This is a genomic window from Aquimarina agarilytica ZC1, from assembly GCF_000255455.1.
Lineage (GTDB): Bacteria > Bacteroidota > Bacteroidia > Flavobacteriales > Flavobacteriaceae > Aquimarina > Aquimarina agarilytica.
In genome coordinates, this window is sequence record NZ_JH621301.1 from 1 (window position 1) to 15,629 (window position 15,629).

Genomic DNA, 15,629 nt, shown 5'->3' on the forward strand with positions numbered 1-15,629 from the left:
GATAATCAGCTAAAATTATTTTAATGCCTCGTGGGCTTGCCCCGAGGATTATTTACTTAAAAAATAAATGCCGCTCTACTTGGAGTAAAACGGCATTTAACACAACAATATAACTAACTAAATCATAAACTAACAATTCATACAATGCAAAGAGCATGCCAAATATAATTTTACACTAGTATTCTAACCAATTAACATTAAAACTTTAGCTTTCAAAAATTTAACCCAGACCATTAAGACACCCACCCCAAAGTCAAATTCATTTCAAAAAGAACATGTATAAATTATACGATTTGTATATTTTTGCTGCGTAATCAACAATTATGGATAACACTACTCATTTTGCTGTAATAGGTGGAGGTAGCTGGGCAACAGCTATTGTAAAAATGCTTTGCGAAAACGTAACTAGTTTAAGTTGGTATATGCGGAATGAAGATGCTATTGATCATATAAAAACACACAAACACAATCCAAACTATTTAAGTTCCGTAGAATTTAATCCCGAAAAACTTTTAATTAGTTCGGATATAAACATTGTAGTCGAAAAAGCAGATTATATTATTTTTGCTATTCCTTCAGCTTTTTTACACAGTGAATTGCAAAAATTAACAACAGACCTTACTAAAAAAGTTATTTTTTCGGCCATAAAGGGAATTGTACCAGAAACCAGCCTTATTGTAGGTGAACATTTTCATGACTTATATAAAATTCCGTTTGAAAATATTGGCGTAATTACAGGTCCTTGCCATGCCGAGGAAGTTGCTCTTGAAAAACTATCCTATTTAACTATAGCATGTAGTGATAAAGACAAAGCCTGTGTTGTTGCCAAACATTTAAAAGGAGATTATATCAAATGCACTACCAGTGATGACATTATAGGTACTGAATATGCAGCTGTGCTAAAAAATATTTATTCCATAGCAGCTGGAATCGCTCATGGCTTAGGTTATGGTGATAATTTCCAAAGTGTACTTATGAGTAATGCTATCCGAGAAATGAAACGTTTTATTAAAAAACGCCATAAAATGAAACGTAACATAAATAATTCTGCCTACTTAGGGGATTTATTAGTTACCGGATACTCTATTTTTTCGCGTAACCGCATGTTTGGAAATATGATTGGCAAAGGCTACACCGTTAAAAGTGCTATGATGGAAATGAATATGGTTGCCGAGGGTTATTATGCCACCAAAAGTGCCTACAACTTAAATGACAAAAAAACCCGAACGCCAATTATTGATGCCGTTTACCAAGTACTTTATGAAAATAAAAATCCAAAGAAAATTTTTAAAAAACTTACCGATCAATTAGATTAATCAATTCACTTTAAGAGTTGTGGAAATTTCGAACAACAAATGGTATTATTTTATCTCTATGCCACTTCAAACAATTTCCCCGGTAATGGATTTAATACGCCTTTAAGTTCTAAATTTAACAGCATCGATGCCAATTGATATGTAGGGATATTACAATGCAGCGCTATACTATCTAAATCCTGTTTTCCTTCTTTTTGTAAAAAATCATATACCCGCTGTTCATTTTCATCTAAATCAACAAATAATTCTTTTTGAATGGGTGGCTGCGCTTTTATTTCATTTTGTTTTAAATTTAAAATGTACACCAAATCCGCTATACTCGTAAGCATGTGTGCTTGTTGGGTTTTTATAAGCATATTACAGCCTTTACTGTAAGGGTCCGTTGTTTTTCCTGGTACAGCAAACACATCTCTGTAGTAAGAATTCGCTATTTGAGCAGTAACTAATGAACCTCCTTTATCGGCACTTTCGATAACAATAGTTGCCTTTGATAAGCCCGCTATGATACGGTTTCTTCTCAAAAAATTTTGAGGATTAAAAGCATCCGTACTCCAAAAATCTGTAAAAAAACCTCCATTCTCCTCCATGGATTTCATGTACTGCTTATGTGTTTTAGGATATATTTGATTTAAGCCATGTGCCAAACAAGCCACCGTTTGTAAATTATTAGCCACGGCTGCTTTGTGTGCTGTAATATCAACTCCATAGGCAAAACCCGATACAATTACAGGATCAAAAGGAGCTAACTCTGCTACCAAATCTTCACAAAACTGGGTTCCGTATCGTGTTATTTTTCGTGTCCCTACAATACTTAAAACCAATTTATTTTTTAAATCAATGGTTCCCGATCCAAAAAGTACTATAGGTCCATCGACACATTGAGCGAGATGAGCAGGGTATTCCGAATCCATGTATGATGTCAGCTTAATTTTGTTATGCTCAACAAAAATTAATTCTTTTTCCGCTGCTTTTACATGACTTTCGTCATAAAGTGACGCCACCCTTGCCTCGCCTATTCCATCTATTTTTAACAGATTCGACTTTTTTTCTTTTAAAACACCTTCAGCGCTTCCTACAATTTGAATCATTTTTTTAATAGAAGCATCTCCTAAATTTGGAACATGCTGCAAGCACAGTAAAGCCTGAAGTTCAGTCATAAGTAAATCAAAATTCAATAAATCAACAACCTAGGCTCTTATTTGTGGTAAGTTCGCTTAAAATAGTTATACCTTCTAGCCTAAGCGAAACCCAAAACAACCTATTGATATCAAGCAATATAAATAAAAAATTCAATCTTGTTAATAAGTATTGGATAAAGAGTTTTTTAAAAACAGGTTCTTTTATACTTTTGTAATAATGACAATAACAAATTACATCTGCGATTTATTATACCGATACGATTGTGTAATTGTACCGGATTTTGGTGCCTTTTTAACCAAACGTGCTGCGGCACATTTTTCCGACGATAAACATTTAATGTATCCTCCGCAAAAGCAGATTTCTTTTAATCAACAAATTATTAGTAACGACGGATTGCTAGCCAACTACATTGTAAGCAGTGAACAAGTAAGTTACGATAAGGCATTAGAAAAAATTCAGTCTTTTGTACAACAAGTTAATGCTGAATTAGAAAAAAAGGGAAGATTAACTTTTTCGGATATTGGATTTTTTAATGTCAATTTTGAAAACAACCTTGTTTTTGAACCTTTACATACATCGAACTATTTACCTGAAGCTTTTGGATTAGCCACCTTAAAATCAGATACCGTTTTACGCGAAACTTTAAAAGAAGAAGTACAAATTTTGGAAGAAAAAGCGCCAATAGCATTTACTCCCGAAAAACGCAAAAAATCTGTGTTTGTTAAATATGCAGCTGCTGCAGCTATTGCGCTTGTGCTAAGTGGTGTTGGTTTAAACTCATACAAAAACCATATTATTCAGCATAATGTAGTCGAAGCCATTGAAGCCGAAGAGTTAATTAAAGAGGAAATACAAAGTGCTTCATTTGTTTTAGATATTCCGAACCCTTTACCAAGCATATCTGTTAAAGTAAAGCAGTTTACAGAAGATAACTCGGTAGACATTGAATCCTTTAAAAAATACCACATTGTTGCTGGTGCTTTTAGAGAATTTGAAAATGTAAATAAAAAAATAGCCCAATTAAAGCGCAAAGGATTTTCACCTAGTTACATTGGAAAAAACAACTATGGGTTACACCAAGTAATTTATAGCAGTCATGCCACCAAAAACGAAGCGATTAATACATTAAATTCAATTAAGCGCCACGAAAACAGAAGCGCTTGGTTGTTAGTTCAAAAATAAAGGCTTTGTAAAAGCAATTACAATTAATATAAAACGCATTTGTTTGATTAAACAAATGCGTTTTATATTTTTATAGAATGAAACCTAAACATCCTACTGCCTCATATACCTTATTAACAGATATTGTACTCCCTAGCGAAACCAATTCACTAAACCATATGTTTGGCGGCGAATTATTAGCTCGAATGGATAGAGCCGCAAGTATTTCTGCCCGAAGGCATTGTAATGAAATTGTAGTAACTGCATCGGTCAACCATGTATCTTTTAATTACCCGATCCCATTGGATAGCGTGGTCAACGTATCGGCTAAGGTTTCACGGGCTTTTAAGACCTCCATGGAGGTAATTATAGATGTAGTTGTCGAAAACCCTAAAACAGGCCTAAAAACCAAAGCTAATCAAGGCATTTACACCTTTGTTGCTGTTGATGAAAACAAAAAACCAGTTCCCGTACCCGAAATTATTCCAGAAACCGAAAAAGAGAAAGAAAATTTTGTTGCCGCTTTACGCAGAAAACAATTAAGTTTAGTATTAGCAGGTCGCATGCAAGCGGATGAAGCTACGGAATTGAAGGCGTTATTTTTTTAAAACCGCATTATGATTTAGAACTTCGTTATGAGTATTGAAATTTTAATAAAATCATGTGTTTTCTTGATTTTAGCATAGTTATGGTTAAATTTAGCAAAGGTTACACATAAGTTTCATCTAATGTTTTCGAAATTGCTATTGCCTCATTAATTATCTCTTTAGGATAATCATTAATTTCTAAAATTTTTATGGCATTCCGATTTTTGAGTTTCCCTGTCTTTAACTTATAATCAAAACCTACACTCTTAGTTGTATCACTTAATGTTTCACTAAAATGATACAATTCATATTCATTTAAAAGCATATCTGTCAATTCAATATCATGAGTAGACACTAGTACAATATTATTGTTTTTAGTTAAGGTAGACAAAATGGCTTTACCCGCAGAAATTCGTTCCACAGTATTGGTTCCTTTAAATAATTCATCTAAAAGAAAAAGGCTTCTTTTATTACTATAACTTTCAGAAATCATCTCCTTAATAGTTAAAACTTCTTGAAAATAGTAGCTTTTGTCATTTAACAAATCATCACTTATTCTAATAGCCGAAAATATAGTTAGAACAGGAAAACTTAATGACTCTGCAAAACATGTATTAATTGTTAAACCGGTTATGATATTTACACCTATGGCACGAATAAACGATGTTTTCCCTGACATGTTTGATCCAGTAAGTAATACCGATTTTTTCGCAATAGTAACGCTATTAGCTTTACAATTAAAAATTAAGGGATGCTTAATTTCTGTAGCTGTAATGTGATTAGCATCATGTATAGTTGGTAAACAATAGCTATCCAAACCACTCCTTAATGAAGCTATAGACAATAACATATCAACGTGTCCCACAAAGGAAAAAACAGCTTCGATTTCTGTTCTTTTAGTATCTACTCTTTTTAAAATTCCAAACAACAATAATGGTTCTAGTAGAAATAACACTTTAAAAATTTCAAAAAGCAACCAAAATAACATCGCTGTATCACTCTGAAGTGTAGCTTCGAATTTGAAAAATAAACTCCTGTTTTTTATTGTATTCACCAACTTAATTGATGTTAATACATTTGGGTTTATTTTTTTTAATAATGAATTTGAAGATAGGTAGGCTGCTAAATCATTAAGGTTAATAAGTTGTGGTATCGAACTCACATATTGAAATAAGTTTTTTTTATTCCAAAAATGAACTACAAAATTTACACAAAAAATTCCAATTGAAATGATAAAAAAGAAAGGTTCAAAAAAAGAGAGTATTCCCGATAATATACTGGCAAAAGATAAAATTTTTACCATAAAAAACCACTTTGGAGGAAGTATGTGCGCCTCCTGAAATAGCATTCCTATATTAAAAGCATCTCTTTTATTTAGTTTTTTAATTTGCTTTTGAAGTGAAATTCTTAAGGATTCATTCTTTAACAATTCATCAATGATAATTTCATCTAATTCGGTCTGTTCTTTATTTATAGTTATTGTTCTAAGTTTATGATAAAGATATTGCTGACCAACTTTTGAATGTGTCCGATCAATAAATGCAAATAAGTCGTCAATATCTAAATCATTACACGTTCGATCCGACAATACTTGATAAGCTTTGGAATTATCTTTATTCCTGAAGTATTTTTCTATGAGATTAAAATCAAAATCATCCTCCTTGATAGTCCCAAATGAGGCTTTTAATCTTTTTTCAATTCGTTGTTTTTTACTCGTAGTAATTTGAGCATAGTGCTTTTGCAGTTGAAATAGAACGTATGTTATCATAGGTAGAATAAATATGATATTTTTCCCTTAGACCACAAAATAGTTAACCCATAATAATTTGGATTAAAATCATAATAACTACATTTTATAAATCCATTTTTGCGGGTTTAAAAATTTAGATCCTTGGTAAATGGAAAATTTAATAATAGAACGTCCCGTATTTGAATTGGTATGCACCTTCCCTATGGCTTGTTTGGTACTTACCTTATCCCCTTCTGCTACCGAAATTTGATCAATATTATAATACGTGGTAATAAAATTACCGTGACGTATTTGCACTAATTTACCTGCTCCTTTAATGGCTTGCACCGTGGAAACTTCCCCGTCAAAAATAGCTCGTGCTACTTGATTTTCTTCGGTTTCAATATCTACTCCACTGTTATTAATTTCAATGTTTTTTAATACTGGGTGGCGTTGCCTACCAAAAGGTTTTATAACATCCCCCTTAATCACTGGCCAAGGTAATTTTCCTCGGTTGGCCGTAAAGTTTGTGGCTAACTTTTTTGATTCTGCTGTTAAAGTGAACGTCTTTGTATTCTTTTTTACACCTGCCTTTTTATTTGCCCTTGCAATGGCTTCTTTTATTAATTTTTCAATTTTTCGATCAATCGATTTTGCCTTTTTTTGCTGTGCTCTTATCTGCTTAGCATAAGTGGCTTGATCACTATTTATTTGGGCAATTAACTTTTGTTGTTCTAAACGTTCCTTTTCTAAGTTTTTCTTAGTCTTTCGGTTTTCAACAACTAATTTTTCTTTTTGTTTGCGTTGATCTAAAAGCTGTACATTCAGCTTTTTGAGTTGCTCTGTTTTGGTTTCAATTAAAGCCCCTTGCTTTTTTCGAAACTTGGTGTACTGTTGCATATAACTGATACGCTTATATGCCTGTAAAAAACTTTCCGAAGAAAGCAAAAACATAACTCTATTTTGACTTGATTTACTTTTATAGGACTTCTGTATCATTTTGGCATAGTCCTCCTTTAAATCGGCTAATTCTGTGGTTAAATTATCTATTTCTGTTGTATTCTCTTTAATTTTTCGGTTAAGGTAATTAGCTTGTCTATTAGTCAACTTTACCAAACGATTTAAAGCAGTTACCTGACGCGACAATGCATTGACTTGCTCTAGTAATGATTTTTCTTTTTGCTGACTTTTAGCCTTTAATTTCGCAATTGAAGCTATTTTGGATTGCAAGGATTTACGTTCCTGCTCTAATTGCTCTTGACTTTGTTGAGCACAAACCAAATTGGCAACAAAAAATACTAAACCTATAAGTATGTGTTTCAATTTATTCATGTATTATGGCCAAGCGATTTTTTTATATCCTTCGGGTATTTCATATGGAAAAACCAAATCCGTATTCTTTTGCACTCCTTTAAAATCAACGTTTAATCTAACTTCCTTTGAAGGTTTTGAGGCTAAAAACTCGATGCTTTCAGGAAAAAACTGCTTGTCAACCACTTGGTAATTTAAATAATTAACACTTACCTTTTTTTCTTCTTGCGTAAGCTTATAATTAGCCACTCTCATATTTTTCTGAAAAAGCTTTAGTATAAAATTATAAGCTTCATCATCCTTTTTGGGTGTGAGCACAAACTTGTCTGGAGTTTCCCAATTAGATTTGTATTTTTTAGCTTTTAAATCCAAAATACTTTGGCCAGTTAGTATATTTTGTACTTTTTTAAAATTCACTTCGGTGCCTAAAAATTGTGAAAGTGCTTTAAAATCTCCATCAAAATAGGTTTTATTTAGCTTCACATAAAAAGAAACACGATCGGGGGTAATATAGGCCTTTCCCATACTAAAGCCGAACACTTTTATGCTCATCCATATTTTGGCATCCTTTTCCATACGTAATGAAATGCTTGGTGCTACGGATTTTTTACCATCGTCAAAATTTACTCTTAAACGTGCTTGAAGGGTATTAAAATCAAAATCCGCCGCTTTATGAAGACTAATTAACTGCTTTGTCGGGGTATTCTTTTTTACCAAAGCTCCATTGGCTACTTTGGTTGTTTTACACGAAACTAAAAAAAGGAACAGTACGCTATATACTATTTGATAAAATGAATGCTTACTCAATAAATATTTTTTCACCTTTGGATTGGTATTTTTTGGCTTTATCTAGAGCGCCTAATGCCTCATAAGAAACGGCCATTTTTAAATATAACGCACGCTCGTACTCTGGATTGTCCACAATATAATCTAATCCGTCCATATACGAATTAATCGCTTTTTTGTGATCTGCTTCTTTAGCTAACAAATGCCCATTAATAAGATATAAAAAGGGTTGTGCCGGATATTTTTCGATGGCTGAAGTTACTAAGGATTTTGCTTTTTTATTTTTACCATAGTATAATAACAATGGTAAGGTATCTTTTATTAGATTAAAATTATTGGAATCAATATTTAAATTTTCTTCATATACTTTTAATAAACTTTCGGTAGATCCCTGTGCTAATTGAAAGGCAGAAAGTTCCATAAAAAATTTCATGTTTTCTTCTTCACTTAGCGTAGAAGATTCCATGTTATTTAAATCGGCTGTAAAATTGGGATTTTGTTTACCATAGGTACGATAATCATCCAATACTTTACTTTTTAAGCTATCCGAAATATTGTTATTACTCGTTAATTTTTTCATGATCTCGGTGGCCTTTTCCGTATCATTAACGTATAAATAATCTCTGAAAGTAAGGTAATCCATTAATGGCGAATTTGGCATAGCTTTTTTAAAACGCACTAATACCTTTGAAGCTTCTTTATGCTTACTTAATCCTTTATAAACCTCGATCAACTTTACATAAGCATTTTCATTCTGTGGGTTTTTATCTAAGGCTTTTTCTAAATGGATAATTACATCTGTTTTATCCTTTGACACCGTATATATTCTGTTACGTAGATTTTCCACCGATGTATCATATCCAAAAGCACTTTCGTATGAAGATAATACTTCTAAAGATTTTCCATATTGTTCGGTATATACGTATGCTTGTGCCAACGACTTTTTGTACTTTGGATTGATTTCTACTAATTTGCGTAAGGTTGCAATTGTTTTATCATACTTTTGCTGCACAAAATAGATGTTTTGTAAATTGGTTAGAAGCACCTCATTTTTAGGCATTTTTTCCAAAGCAATTTCTAAATTATCCTGTGCTAAATCATAAGCCTTTAATTCAAAATAATTTTTAGCCTTTTCATAATACAAAATGGGTTTTGTATTATCGATTTTTAAACATTCATCAATAGCATCAATGGCTTTTTGATTTTTTTCTATTAATCGGTAACTAAGCGCACTGTAAAATGCATCTTCAAATGCTTCAGTTACATTAGAAATATTATTTAAAGTCGATATATCCTGCTGCGGTCCTTCTTGCGCAAGCATAAAAGCTCCACAAAAAAAACTACACAGTATACTATATATCGACTTTAATTTTTTCATTTATTCGAAATGTGAATAATCACCTATACTTATTTTGGTGTATTTTCCATTGTAACGTACTTTATTTCCAATCATTGAATCGGTTAACACCGCGTTTTCAATTCGTGTTTCATTTTGTACCAAACTATTGTTAATAGTAACATCAATTAACTCACAATCATTACCAATAGAAACATTAGGACCTACCTTGGTGTTCACTAATTTAACATTACTTCCAATATAACAAGGTGCGATTATTTCAGAATTTTCTAAACTTACTGTTTTGCACACTAAATGCTCTTCACCATCTTGGTGAATAAAGTTAAGCATTTTGGAATTAGTTTCGACGGTTACGGTTTTATTTCCGCAATCCATCCACTCATTTACCTTACCGGTTTTAAATATTTTGCCTTGTGCCATAAGGCCTTTAATACCATCATTAATTTGGTATTCGCCTCCATGCATTAAGTTAGCATCCAATACTTTTTGTAAGGACTCTTTTAACGCCTCACCACTTTTAAAGTAATAAATACCAATTACCGCTAGGTCCGATACCTTTTCTTTTGGTTTTTCTACCAGCTCAACAATTTCATTAGCGTCATTTAATTTTACTACTCCATATTGCTCCGGTTGCTCCACTTGTTTTACCCAAATAACAGCGTCGGCATTAGGATCCAACTCAAAATCTGCTTTAAAAAGTGTATCGGCATATGCTACTATACATGGACCAGATAGTGATGCTTTAGCACACATAATGGCATGACCTGTACCTAAAGGTTCATCTTGATAATATACCGAAGCTTTAGCCCCTAAACTTTTTGCAATATTAGTTAATTGCTGCTCCACTCCAAAAGAACGATCGGTTACAAAAGCAACCTCATCAATAGGCTCATTAACTACTTTTGCAATATCTTCTACTAAACGCTGCACAATTGGTTTTCCTGCTATAGGAATTAATGGTTTAGGCACGGTTAAAGTATGTGGGCGTAAACGTGAACCACGTCCAGCCATGGGTACTATGATTTTCATTTTGGTTGGTTTTTAATATTTTAACTAAATATATAGGTGTCTTTTATTCTAATTTTTATTTATTTTACTCCTGTACTTCCAAAGCCTCCACTTCCGCGAGAGGTTTCTGATAATTCGGTAACGGCATTCCATTCGGCTCTTTCGTATTTAGCAATCACCATTTGAGCGATTCGATCTCCATTTTCAATAGTAAACTCATCTTTTGATAAATTGACTAAAATTACACCTACTTCACCTCGGTAATCCGCATCGATAGTGCCTGGGGCATTTAAAACCGTTATTCCTTTTTTAGCGGCTAACCCACTACGTGGCCTTACCTGCGCTTCATACCCAGCAGGTAATGCCATAAACAATCCCGTTTTTACTATTACACGCGCTAAGGGCTCTAATTTTATAGGGGTATTGGTTACCGCTCGTAAATCCATTCCTGCGGATAGCAAGGTTTCATAACTAGGCAATGCATGCCCTGAAGTGTTTACTATATCAATTTTCATGCAAAAATTTAATTTTTCTTTAAAAAAGTACTTTTAAATTTACGCTATTGTAAATTTTTTAAAAGCTACATTACTTTATACTATATTAAATCAACGCTTTAACAAACGTTTGATACTATTTTTTTCAAAAGTAATGATTATCATTAAATATAAAAGTATTAGGATTACTTTAACGAAAAAAGCTTGTGGTAATACATTCAAACTTAACCAACTTAACCCAAGCGCCACTCCTAAATACAAAAGCAATTGAGGCACATTATAGGGTATTTTGTAAAAACGCTGCCCAAAAAAATAGGAGAGTAACATCATACCTGCATAGGCTACTAAAGTAGCATAGGCAGCAGCCATAAATCCTATTTTTGGAATTAAAATATAATTGATCAATAAGGTTACTACGGCTCCAAAAATGGTGAAATACATACCATATTTGGTATTATCGGTTACTTTATACCAAACGGATAAACTTTGATATACGCCCAAACACCAATTGGCTACTAAAATTATGGGTACAATCTTTATGGCTGTTAAATAACTGGCATCCTTAATAATAATTTTGGTAAACAACTCCTGAAAAGTAAGTACTACTAAAATACCTAAAGAAGCAAAAATGACAAAAAATTTAAGCACCACGGCATAACTAGCTTTGGCATCCGTTTTATCGGCTTGACTAAAAAAGAAAGGCTCGATCCCCATACGGAATGCCTGTATAAAAAGCATTAAAAACACACCAAATTTATAACAGGCACTGTAGGCTCCCATGACATCCTTACCTAACATGTCACGCATAATCAACTTATCAATATTTTCGATAACCAAAAAAGCAACTCCTGCTACCAAAATAGGCAATCCATACTGCTGCATTTGTTTAAAAATAGCTTTGTCAAACTTCCAGGGAAACCTAAAATAATTAGGAAAAACCAGTACGACCATTAAGGCATTGGCTATAAAATTGGCTAAAAACACATAACTTTCTTTAGCCTCAAATACTAGCAAATTGGGTAATGAAATCTGGTAGCTATCTACCCATTTTAAAAAGAATAAATTGAGCAATCCATTAACTATCACTAATGTAAATACTCGAATACCAGCATAGGCTACTGCTTTTCCCTTAATACGGTAATAAGCAAATGGAATAACTACCAAAATATCAAAAGCTACTAAACCTATTAACATTAAAAGCACAGGTACACTTACTTTACACCACAAAGCAATTTCATTTTTAAAAACAAAAACAATACCTACAAATACTAGTAATGATACTAATAAGCTTATCAATGCTGTAGTATATACCACTTTTTTATTTTCGGACTTATTATAAAATCGAAAAAAGGCGGTTTCCATTCCGTAAGTAAGTATCACGTTTATAAAACCTGCGTACACATAAAAACTGGTAATTTCGGAATATTGACTGGTTTGTAACACATCGGTATACAATCCATTCAAAAGAAGATTAACCAATTTGGGTAATACCATGGCTAATCCGTAAATAAAGGTGTCCTTAAAAAGGGTTTTGAAAATACTCAATGTTGCTTGTTTGTATGGAGTAAATGTAGTGAAATAATTGGGGGGAATAAAAACAACAAAAGCTATCAAATTGATAGCTTTTGAAAACTTTTACGTTATAAACAGTTAGTTTTTAATCAATTTAGTAATCGAAAATGAGTTATCTGAGAATGTAGTTTTTAAAATATATAAATTAGATTCTAGACCCACTAAATCAATTTTAGTTTGAGAAACCTCATTATTACTTTTATCACTCATTACAAGCTTTCCATTTATATCCATTAATTCCCATGATGAAATTAATTTTTCACTCGACAAAGTAATAAACCTACTTGCTGGATTTGGATAAATTGTAACGCCTATTGATTCATCTACTAAAGCAGTGCTAATAATTTCTGTATTTTCAGTTAACTGTTTTGCTGCAAGGCTACTAGTACTACTTCCACAACCATCAATATAAGCTCTAAATGACGATCCATTTGCCGCTTTAAACCCTGGTTTTAACCTAACTTTTTCACCTGAATTATAACTTACATTAGCTCCTCTACTAATAATATTTGAAGCGGTTATATAGTTAGCTCGAAATTCTATAGTAGAAGTTATAGGAGTATTTATTGACAAACTCTCAGGACATAGGGTATTAGGGGAAGTTCCATTTAAAGTAACTACGCCCGTATTATTGGGGTCAAGCCAGTCCTTTAAACGTGTACCAGGTGAGGTTCCTCTATCCCATGACATTGACAATTTTCCATAAAAATCAGCAGTAGAGCTTCTACATGAAGCCCAACCCCCATGCAACTGTCCTATTATTCTACTATTTTGATCAAACAATGGAGACCCCGAAGATCCAGGTTCAGTTGTACCATCATCCCATTCCGCTATTTCCCAATGGGAATTAGGAAGATAAGGTCGAGGATCATAGTCAGATGATACGGATGCATGATTATCAAATGATATTTTCTTAATGTCTCCTCTTGGGTGATGAATACCAGTAGAATTTGAAGAAGCAGAATTTGCCCTTGACCAGCCTGCGTAATAGACATTATAGCTTTCGGGTGGAACTGAAGAAAGCTCAACAAGTAGAAAATCAGAGTCTGCATTTCTAGCCTTTACTGCACACCCTGATATGGTTTGACTCGTAAACCCATCGGTATTTGAACAGTCTGGGCTCTCATAATTAAACATAAAAATCCAATTTTCAGTATCGGTTGTACTATTAAAACAATGATTTGCAGTTAAAAAGTAGGGTGTCTTGTCTTCCTTGACATTGTTAATAAGAGCTCCTGTACAAATCCTAGAATTACTACTGGTTAAAATCATTGCCACGCTTTTTTTCTCATCTTGCCAATCGTCCCCAACTGCGCAGTTAACATTATTATTGCATGAACCAGATGAACCAAATACTTTATCTACTTTATTGAAGATATCCTTATAGGCATGCACAACTTTAGAAATGTTTATAACACCTTTCCCTGATTGGTTATGTGGTTCAAAATATTCTAACACACATAAATCTCCTTTTACAACACCAGTTGCAAACTTCCCATTTGATTTATTGTTTTCATTTGTGAAAGCACCTATTACATGATTCTTTGCTTCATTATAAAGATGAAAAGTTCCATTTTCTGGAAGAAAAAAAGAATCATATATCAAGTTAATGGAATATGCGTTTTTAGAATGGATTTTAAGTCTCCAAATTCTATCTCCATTTGGTAAAGTCAGCCAAGTTCCTGAATTTAATAGATTTATATTCACGTCAATATCCTTCCCGAACCTCCAAGGCAGATCTTTTTCTTTTTCATCTTCCGCCAAAAGTTGAGCTGAATTGATTGGTGATATTTCAATTACCTCTACATTGTCACTGATATTTTTTTCATAAAAAGTATGGGGTCTTTCATTTCGAGCTATTTGTGCCAACAGGCTATTACTATACGATAAAAGTATAAGTAAAAAAGCAAAAAATCGTATCATATTTATTGATTTTTGAGTGTTAATGTGAGAATAAAGTCACTACTCTTTATGAAGAGAGTATCTAATTTAATATTGTAAGATTTTGAATTAGGTAAGAGTTCGATGAATTTATTACCCCACGAATCTTCGTTGACTTTAGTGCCACCTAAATTTGAGATTTCAATCGTTGTTAGATTAGAATTTCCCAGTTCATAATTGCCATTGAATTGGTTTCTACAAGTTTTAGCATTAAACTTGTTTGTATTTAAAAATTGCAACTCTATAGAACAGTTTGCATCGTTGGAAAACAAAATATCCCATTTGTCTAGATTAATTTTTTCTTTAATTTCGATTAATTCCCACTTTCCTATCAATCTTTTATTTTCAATTTTATCTTCTTCACAGCCTAACTGAAAAAATGTAGTAATTAATATAAGTAAGTTTATCATTTTCATATTTTTAATTACATAAGTAACAAACACTTAAAAAAATTTGGTCATAACTTATTGTTTTAAAATTTGTTTATCTATAAATTACTTAACTAACAAAGCTTCCAACTTAGCTAAACGAGCTTTCAATACTTCGAGCTCTTCTAACTTTTTTTCCTGTTCAATAGTGTACAAGGTAAGTTCCTCAATTTTCTGCAATAACCTGTTTGTCATTTCTGATACTTTCATATCATTAGCTCTAAAATCATCAGCCGATGGCATTTCGGGCAAATGCTTGTTTCTTTTTATAAAAGCTTCCACTTCTGCTAATGGCTTTAAGTTATAATCGTCTTCAAAAACCCAATCTGCCCCATCTTCTAAACTAACAATTACCTCCTGCGCCCAAATGGTACCATTAACTGAAAGTTCGTTCTGAGGATCATCAGTACCTATACCTATTTTTCCTTGAAACTCAATTGTATCTTCTCTTAAAGTCATTCTACTTTCTCCACCTAATTGTTGTATGTTTAATGCCGTAATATCTGAATTAGCTGCTCCATTCCCGATATAAAACTTAGGTCTTGTTTCCCCATCATAAAAAAGCATACCTGTACTAAAGCTTCCGGTAGCACTTGCTTCAGGTTGAAATAGCGTAAATCCTTTAAGAATAATATGAGTAAATTCATCAAATTGTGAATACCCGAAAAAGCTAGATAAAAAAAGACTGAATACTAAAATTTTTGTTCTCATTGTGTTGAAATTTAAATTGTTAATGATTTATACGATTTTAATTTAATATTTTCGCATAAAAGCATTAATATAATGGTGATTGCTAGTA

At 32.7% G+C, this 15,629-nt stretch carries 14 protein-coding genes; 3 read left to right on the plus strand and 11 right to left on the minus strand.

Features of this window, described 5'->3' with window-relative positions; translation table 11 throughout:
* Nucleotides 1–323: 323 nt before the first annotated feature.
* Nucleotides 324–1,316, plus strand: coding sequence for an NAD(P)H-dependent glycerol-3-phosphate dehydrogenase (locus KQA_RS0217455; protein WP_010182893.1), 993 nt, complete (start codon nucleotides 324–326; stop codon nucleotides 1,314–1,316).
* Between the two features lie 56 nt (nucleotides 1,317–1,372).
* Here the strand turns inward: KQA_RS0217455 and dprA are convergent, their stop codons facing one another.
* The gene (gene dprA, locus KQA_RS0217460; RefSeq protein WP_029209654.1) at nucleotides 1,373–2,473 is read right to left on the minus strand and encodes a DNA-processing protein DprA; all 1,101 of its coding nucleotides are present in this window, start codon (nucleotides 2,471–2,473) and stop codon (nucleotides 1,373–1,375) included.
* A 199-nt stretch (nucleotides 2,474–2,672) separates the two neighbouring features.
* Here dprA and KQA_RS0217465 point away from each other — a divergent pair, with 199 nt between their 5' ends.
* Nucleotides 2,673–3,638: an HU domain-containing protein gene (locus KQA_RS0217465; RefSeq protein WP_029209655.1), complete on the plus strand. Its 966-nt coding sequence runs from the start codon at nucleotides 2,673–2,675 to the stop codon at nucleotides 3,636–3,638.
* A gap of 77 nt (nucleotides 3,639–3,715) precedes the next feature.
* Nucleotides 3,716–4,225, plus strand: a complete 510-nt coding sequence (locus KQA_RS0217470) for an acyl-CoA thioesterase (RefSeq protein ID WP_010182896.1) — start codon at nucleotides 3,716–3,718, stop codon at nucleotides 4,223–4,225.
* Between the two features lie 100 nt (nucleotides 4,226–4,325).
* On the opposite strand, the gene KQA_RS0217475 is transcribed toward KQA_RS0217470, so the two are convergent.
* The 10 genes from KQA_RS0217475 to KQA_RS0217520 all read right to left on the minus strand — a co-directional run bounded on the left by KQA_RS0217475 (nucleotide 4,326) and on the right by KQA_RS0217520 (nucleotide 15,541).
* Complete coding sequence (locus KQA_RS0217475) at nucleotides 4,326–5,972, minus strand: MutS-related protein (RefSeq protein ID WP_010182898.1); 1,647 nt, start codon at nucleotides 5,970–5,972, stop codon at nucleotides 4,326–4,328.
* Between the two features lie 78 nt (nucleotides 5,973–6,050).
* Complete coding sequence (locus KQA_RS0217480) at nucleotides 6,051–7,265, minus strand: murein hydrolase activator EnvC family protein (protein ID WP_010182899.1); 1,215 nt, start codon at nucleotides 7,263–7,265, stop codon at nucleotides 6,051–6,053.
* A 3-nt stretch (nucleotides 7,266–7,268) separates the two neighbouring features.
* Nucleotides 7,269–8,066, minus strand: coding sequence for a DUF4292 domain-containing protein (locus KQA_RS0217485; RefSeq protein ID WP_010182900.1), 798 nt, complete (start codon nucleotides 8,064–8,066; stop codon nucleotides 7,269–7,271).
* Entirely contained in the window at nucleotides 8,044–9,408 is a 1,365-nt protein-coding gene (locus tag KQA_RS0217490; RefSeq protein ID WP_010182901.1) for a tetratricopeptide repeat protein, read from the minus strand. Before KQA_RS0217490 ends, KQA_RS0217485 begins: the two co-directional genes overlap by 23 nt.
* Nucleotides 9,409–10,416: a sugar phosphate nucleotidyltransferase gene (locus KQA_RS0217495; RefSeq protein ID WP_010182902.1), complete on the minus strand. Its 1,008-nt coding sequence runs from the start codon at nucleotides 10,414–10,416 to the stop codon at nucleotides 9,409–9,411. It lies immediately after the preceding gene.
* Between the two features lie 59 nt (nucleotides 10,417–10,475).
* Nucleotides 10,476–10,910: a dUTP diphosphatase gene (gene dut, locus KQA_RS0217500; protein WP_010182903.1), complete on the minus strand. Its 435-nt coding sequence runs from the start codon at nucleotides 10,908–10,910 to the stop codon at nucleotides 10,476–10,478.
* Between the two features lie 90 nt (nucleotides 10,911–11,000).
* Nucleotides 11,001–12,503, minus strand: a complete 1,503-nt coding sequence (locus KQA_RS0217505; RefSeq protein WP_010182904.1) for a lipopolysaccharide biosynthesis protein — start codon at nucleotides 12,501–12,503, stop codon at nucleotides 11,001–11,003.
* Between the two features lie 36 nt (nucleotides 12,504–12,539).
* Nucleotides 12,540–14,384: a 3-coathanger stack domain-containing protein gene (locus KQA_RS19730; protein WP_010182905.1), complete on the minus strand. Its 1,845-nt coding sequence runs from the start codon at nucleotides 14,382–14,384 to the stop codon at nucleotides 12,540–12,542.
* Nucleotides 14,385–14,386: 2 nt separating this feature from the next.
* The gene (locus KQA_RS0217515) at nucleotides 14,387–14,812 is read right to left on the minus strand and encodes an META domain-containing protein (RefSeq protein ID WP_157366763.1); all 426 of its coding nucleotides are present in this window, start codon (nucleotides 14,810–14,812) and stop codon (nucleotides 14,387–14,389) included.
* Nucleotides 14,813–14,896: 84 nt separating this feature from the next.
* The gene (locus KQA_RS0217520; protein ID WP_010182907.1) at nucleotides 14,897–15,541 is read right to left on the minus strand and encodes a hypothetical protein; all 645 of its coding nucleotides are present in this window, start codon (nucleotides 15,539–15,541) and stop codon (nucleotides 14,897–14,899) included.
* Between the last annotated feature and the right edge of the window lie 88 nt (nucleotides 15,542–15,629).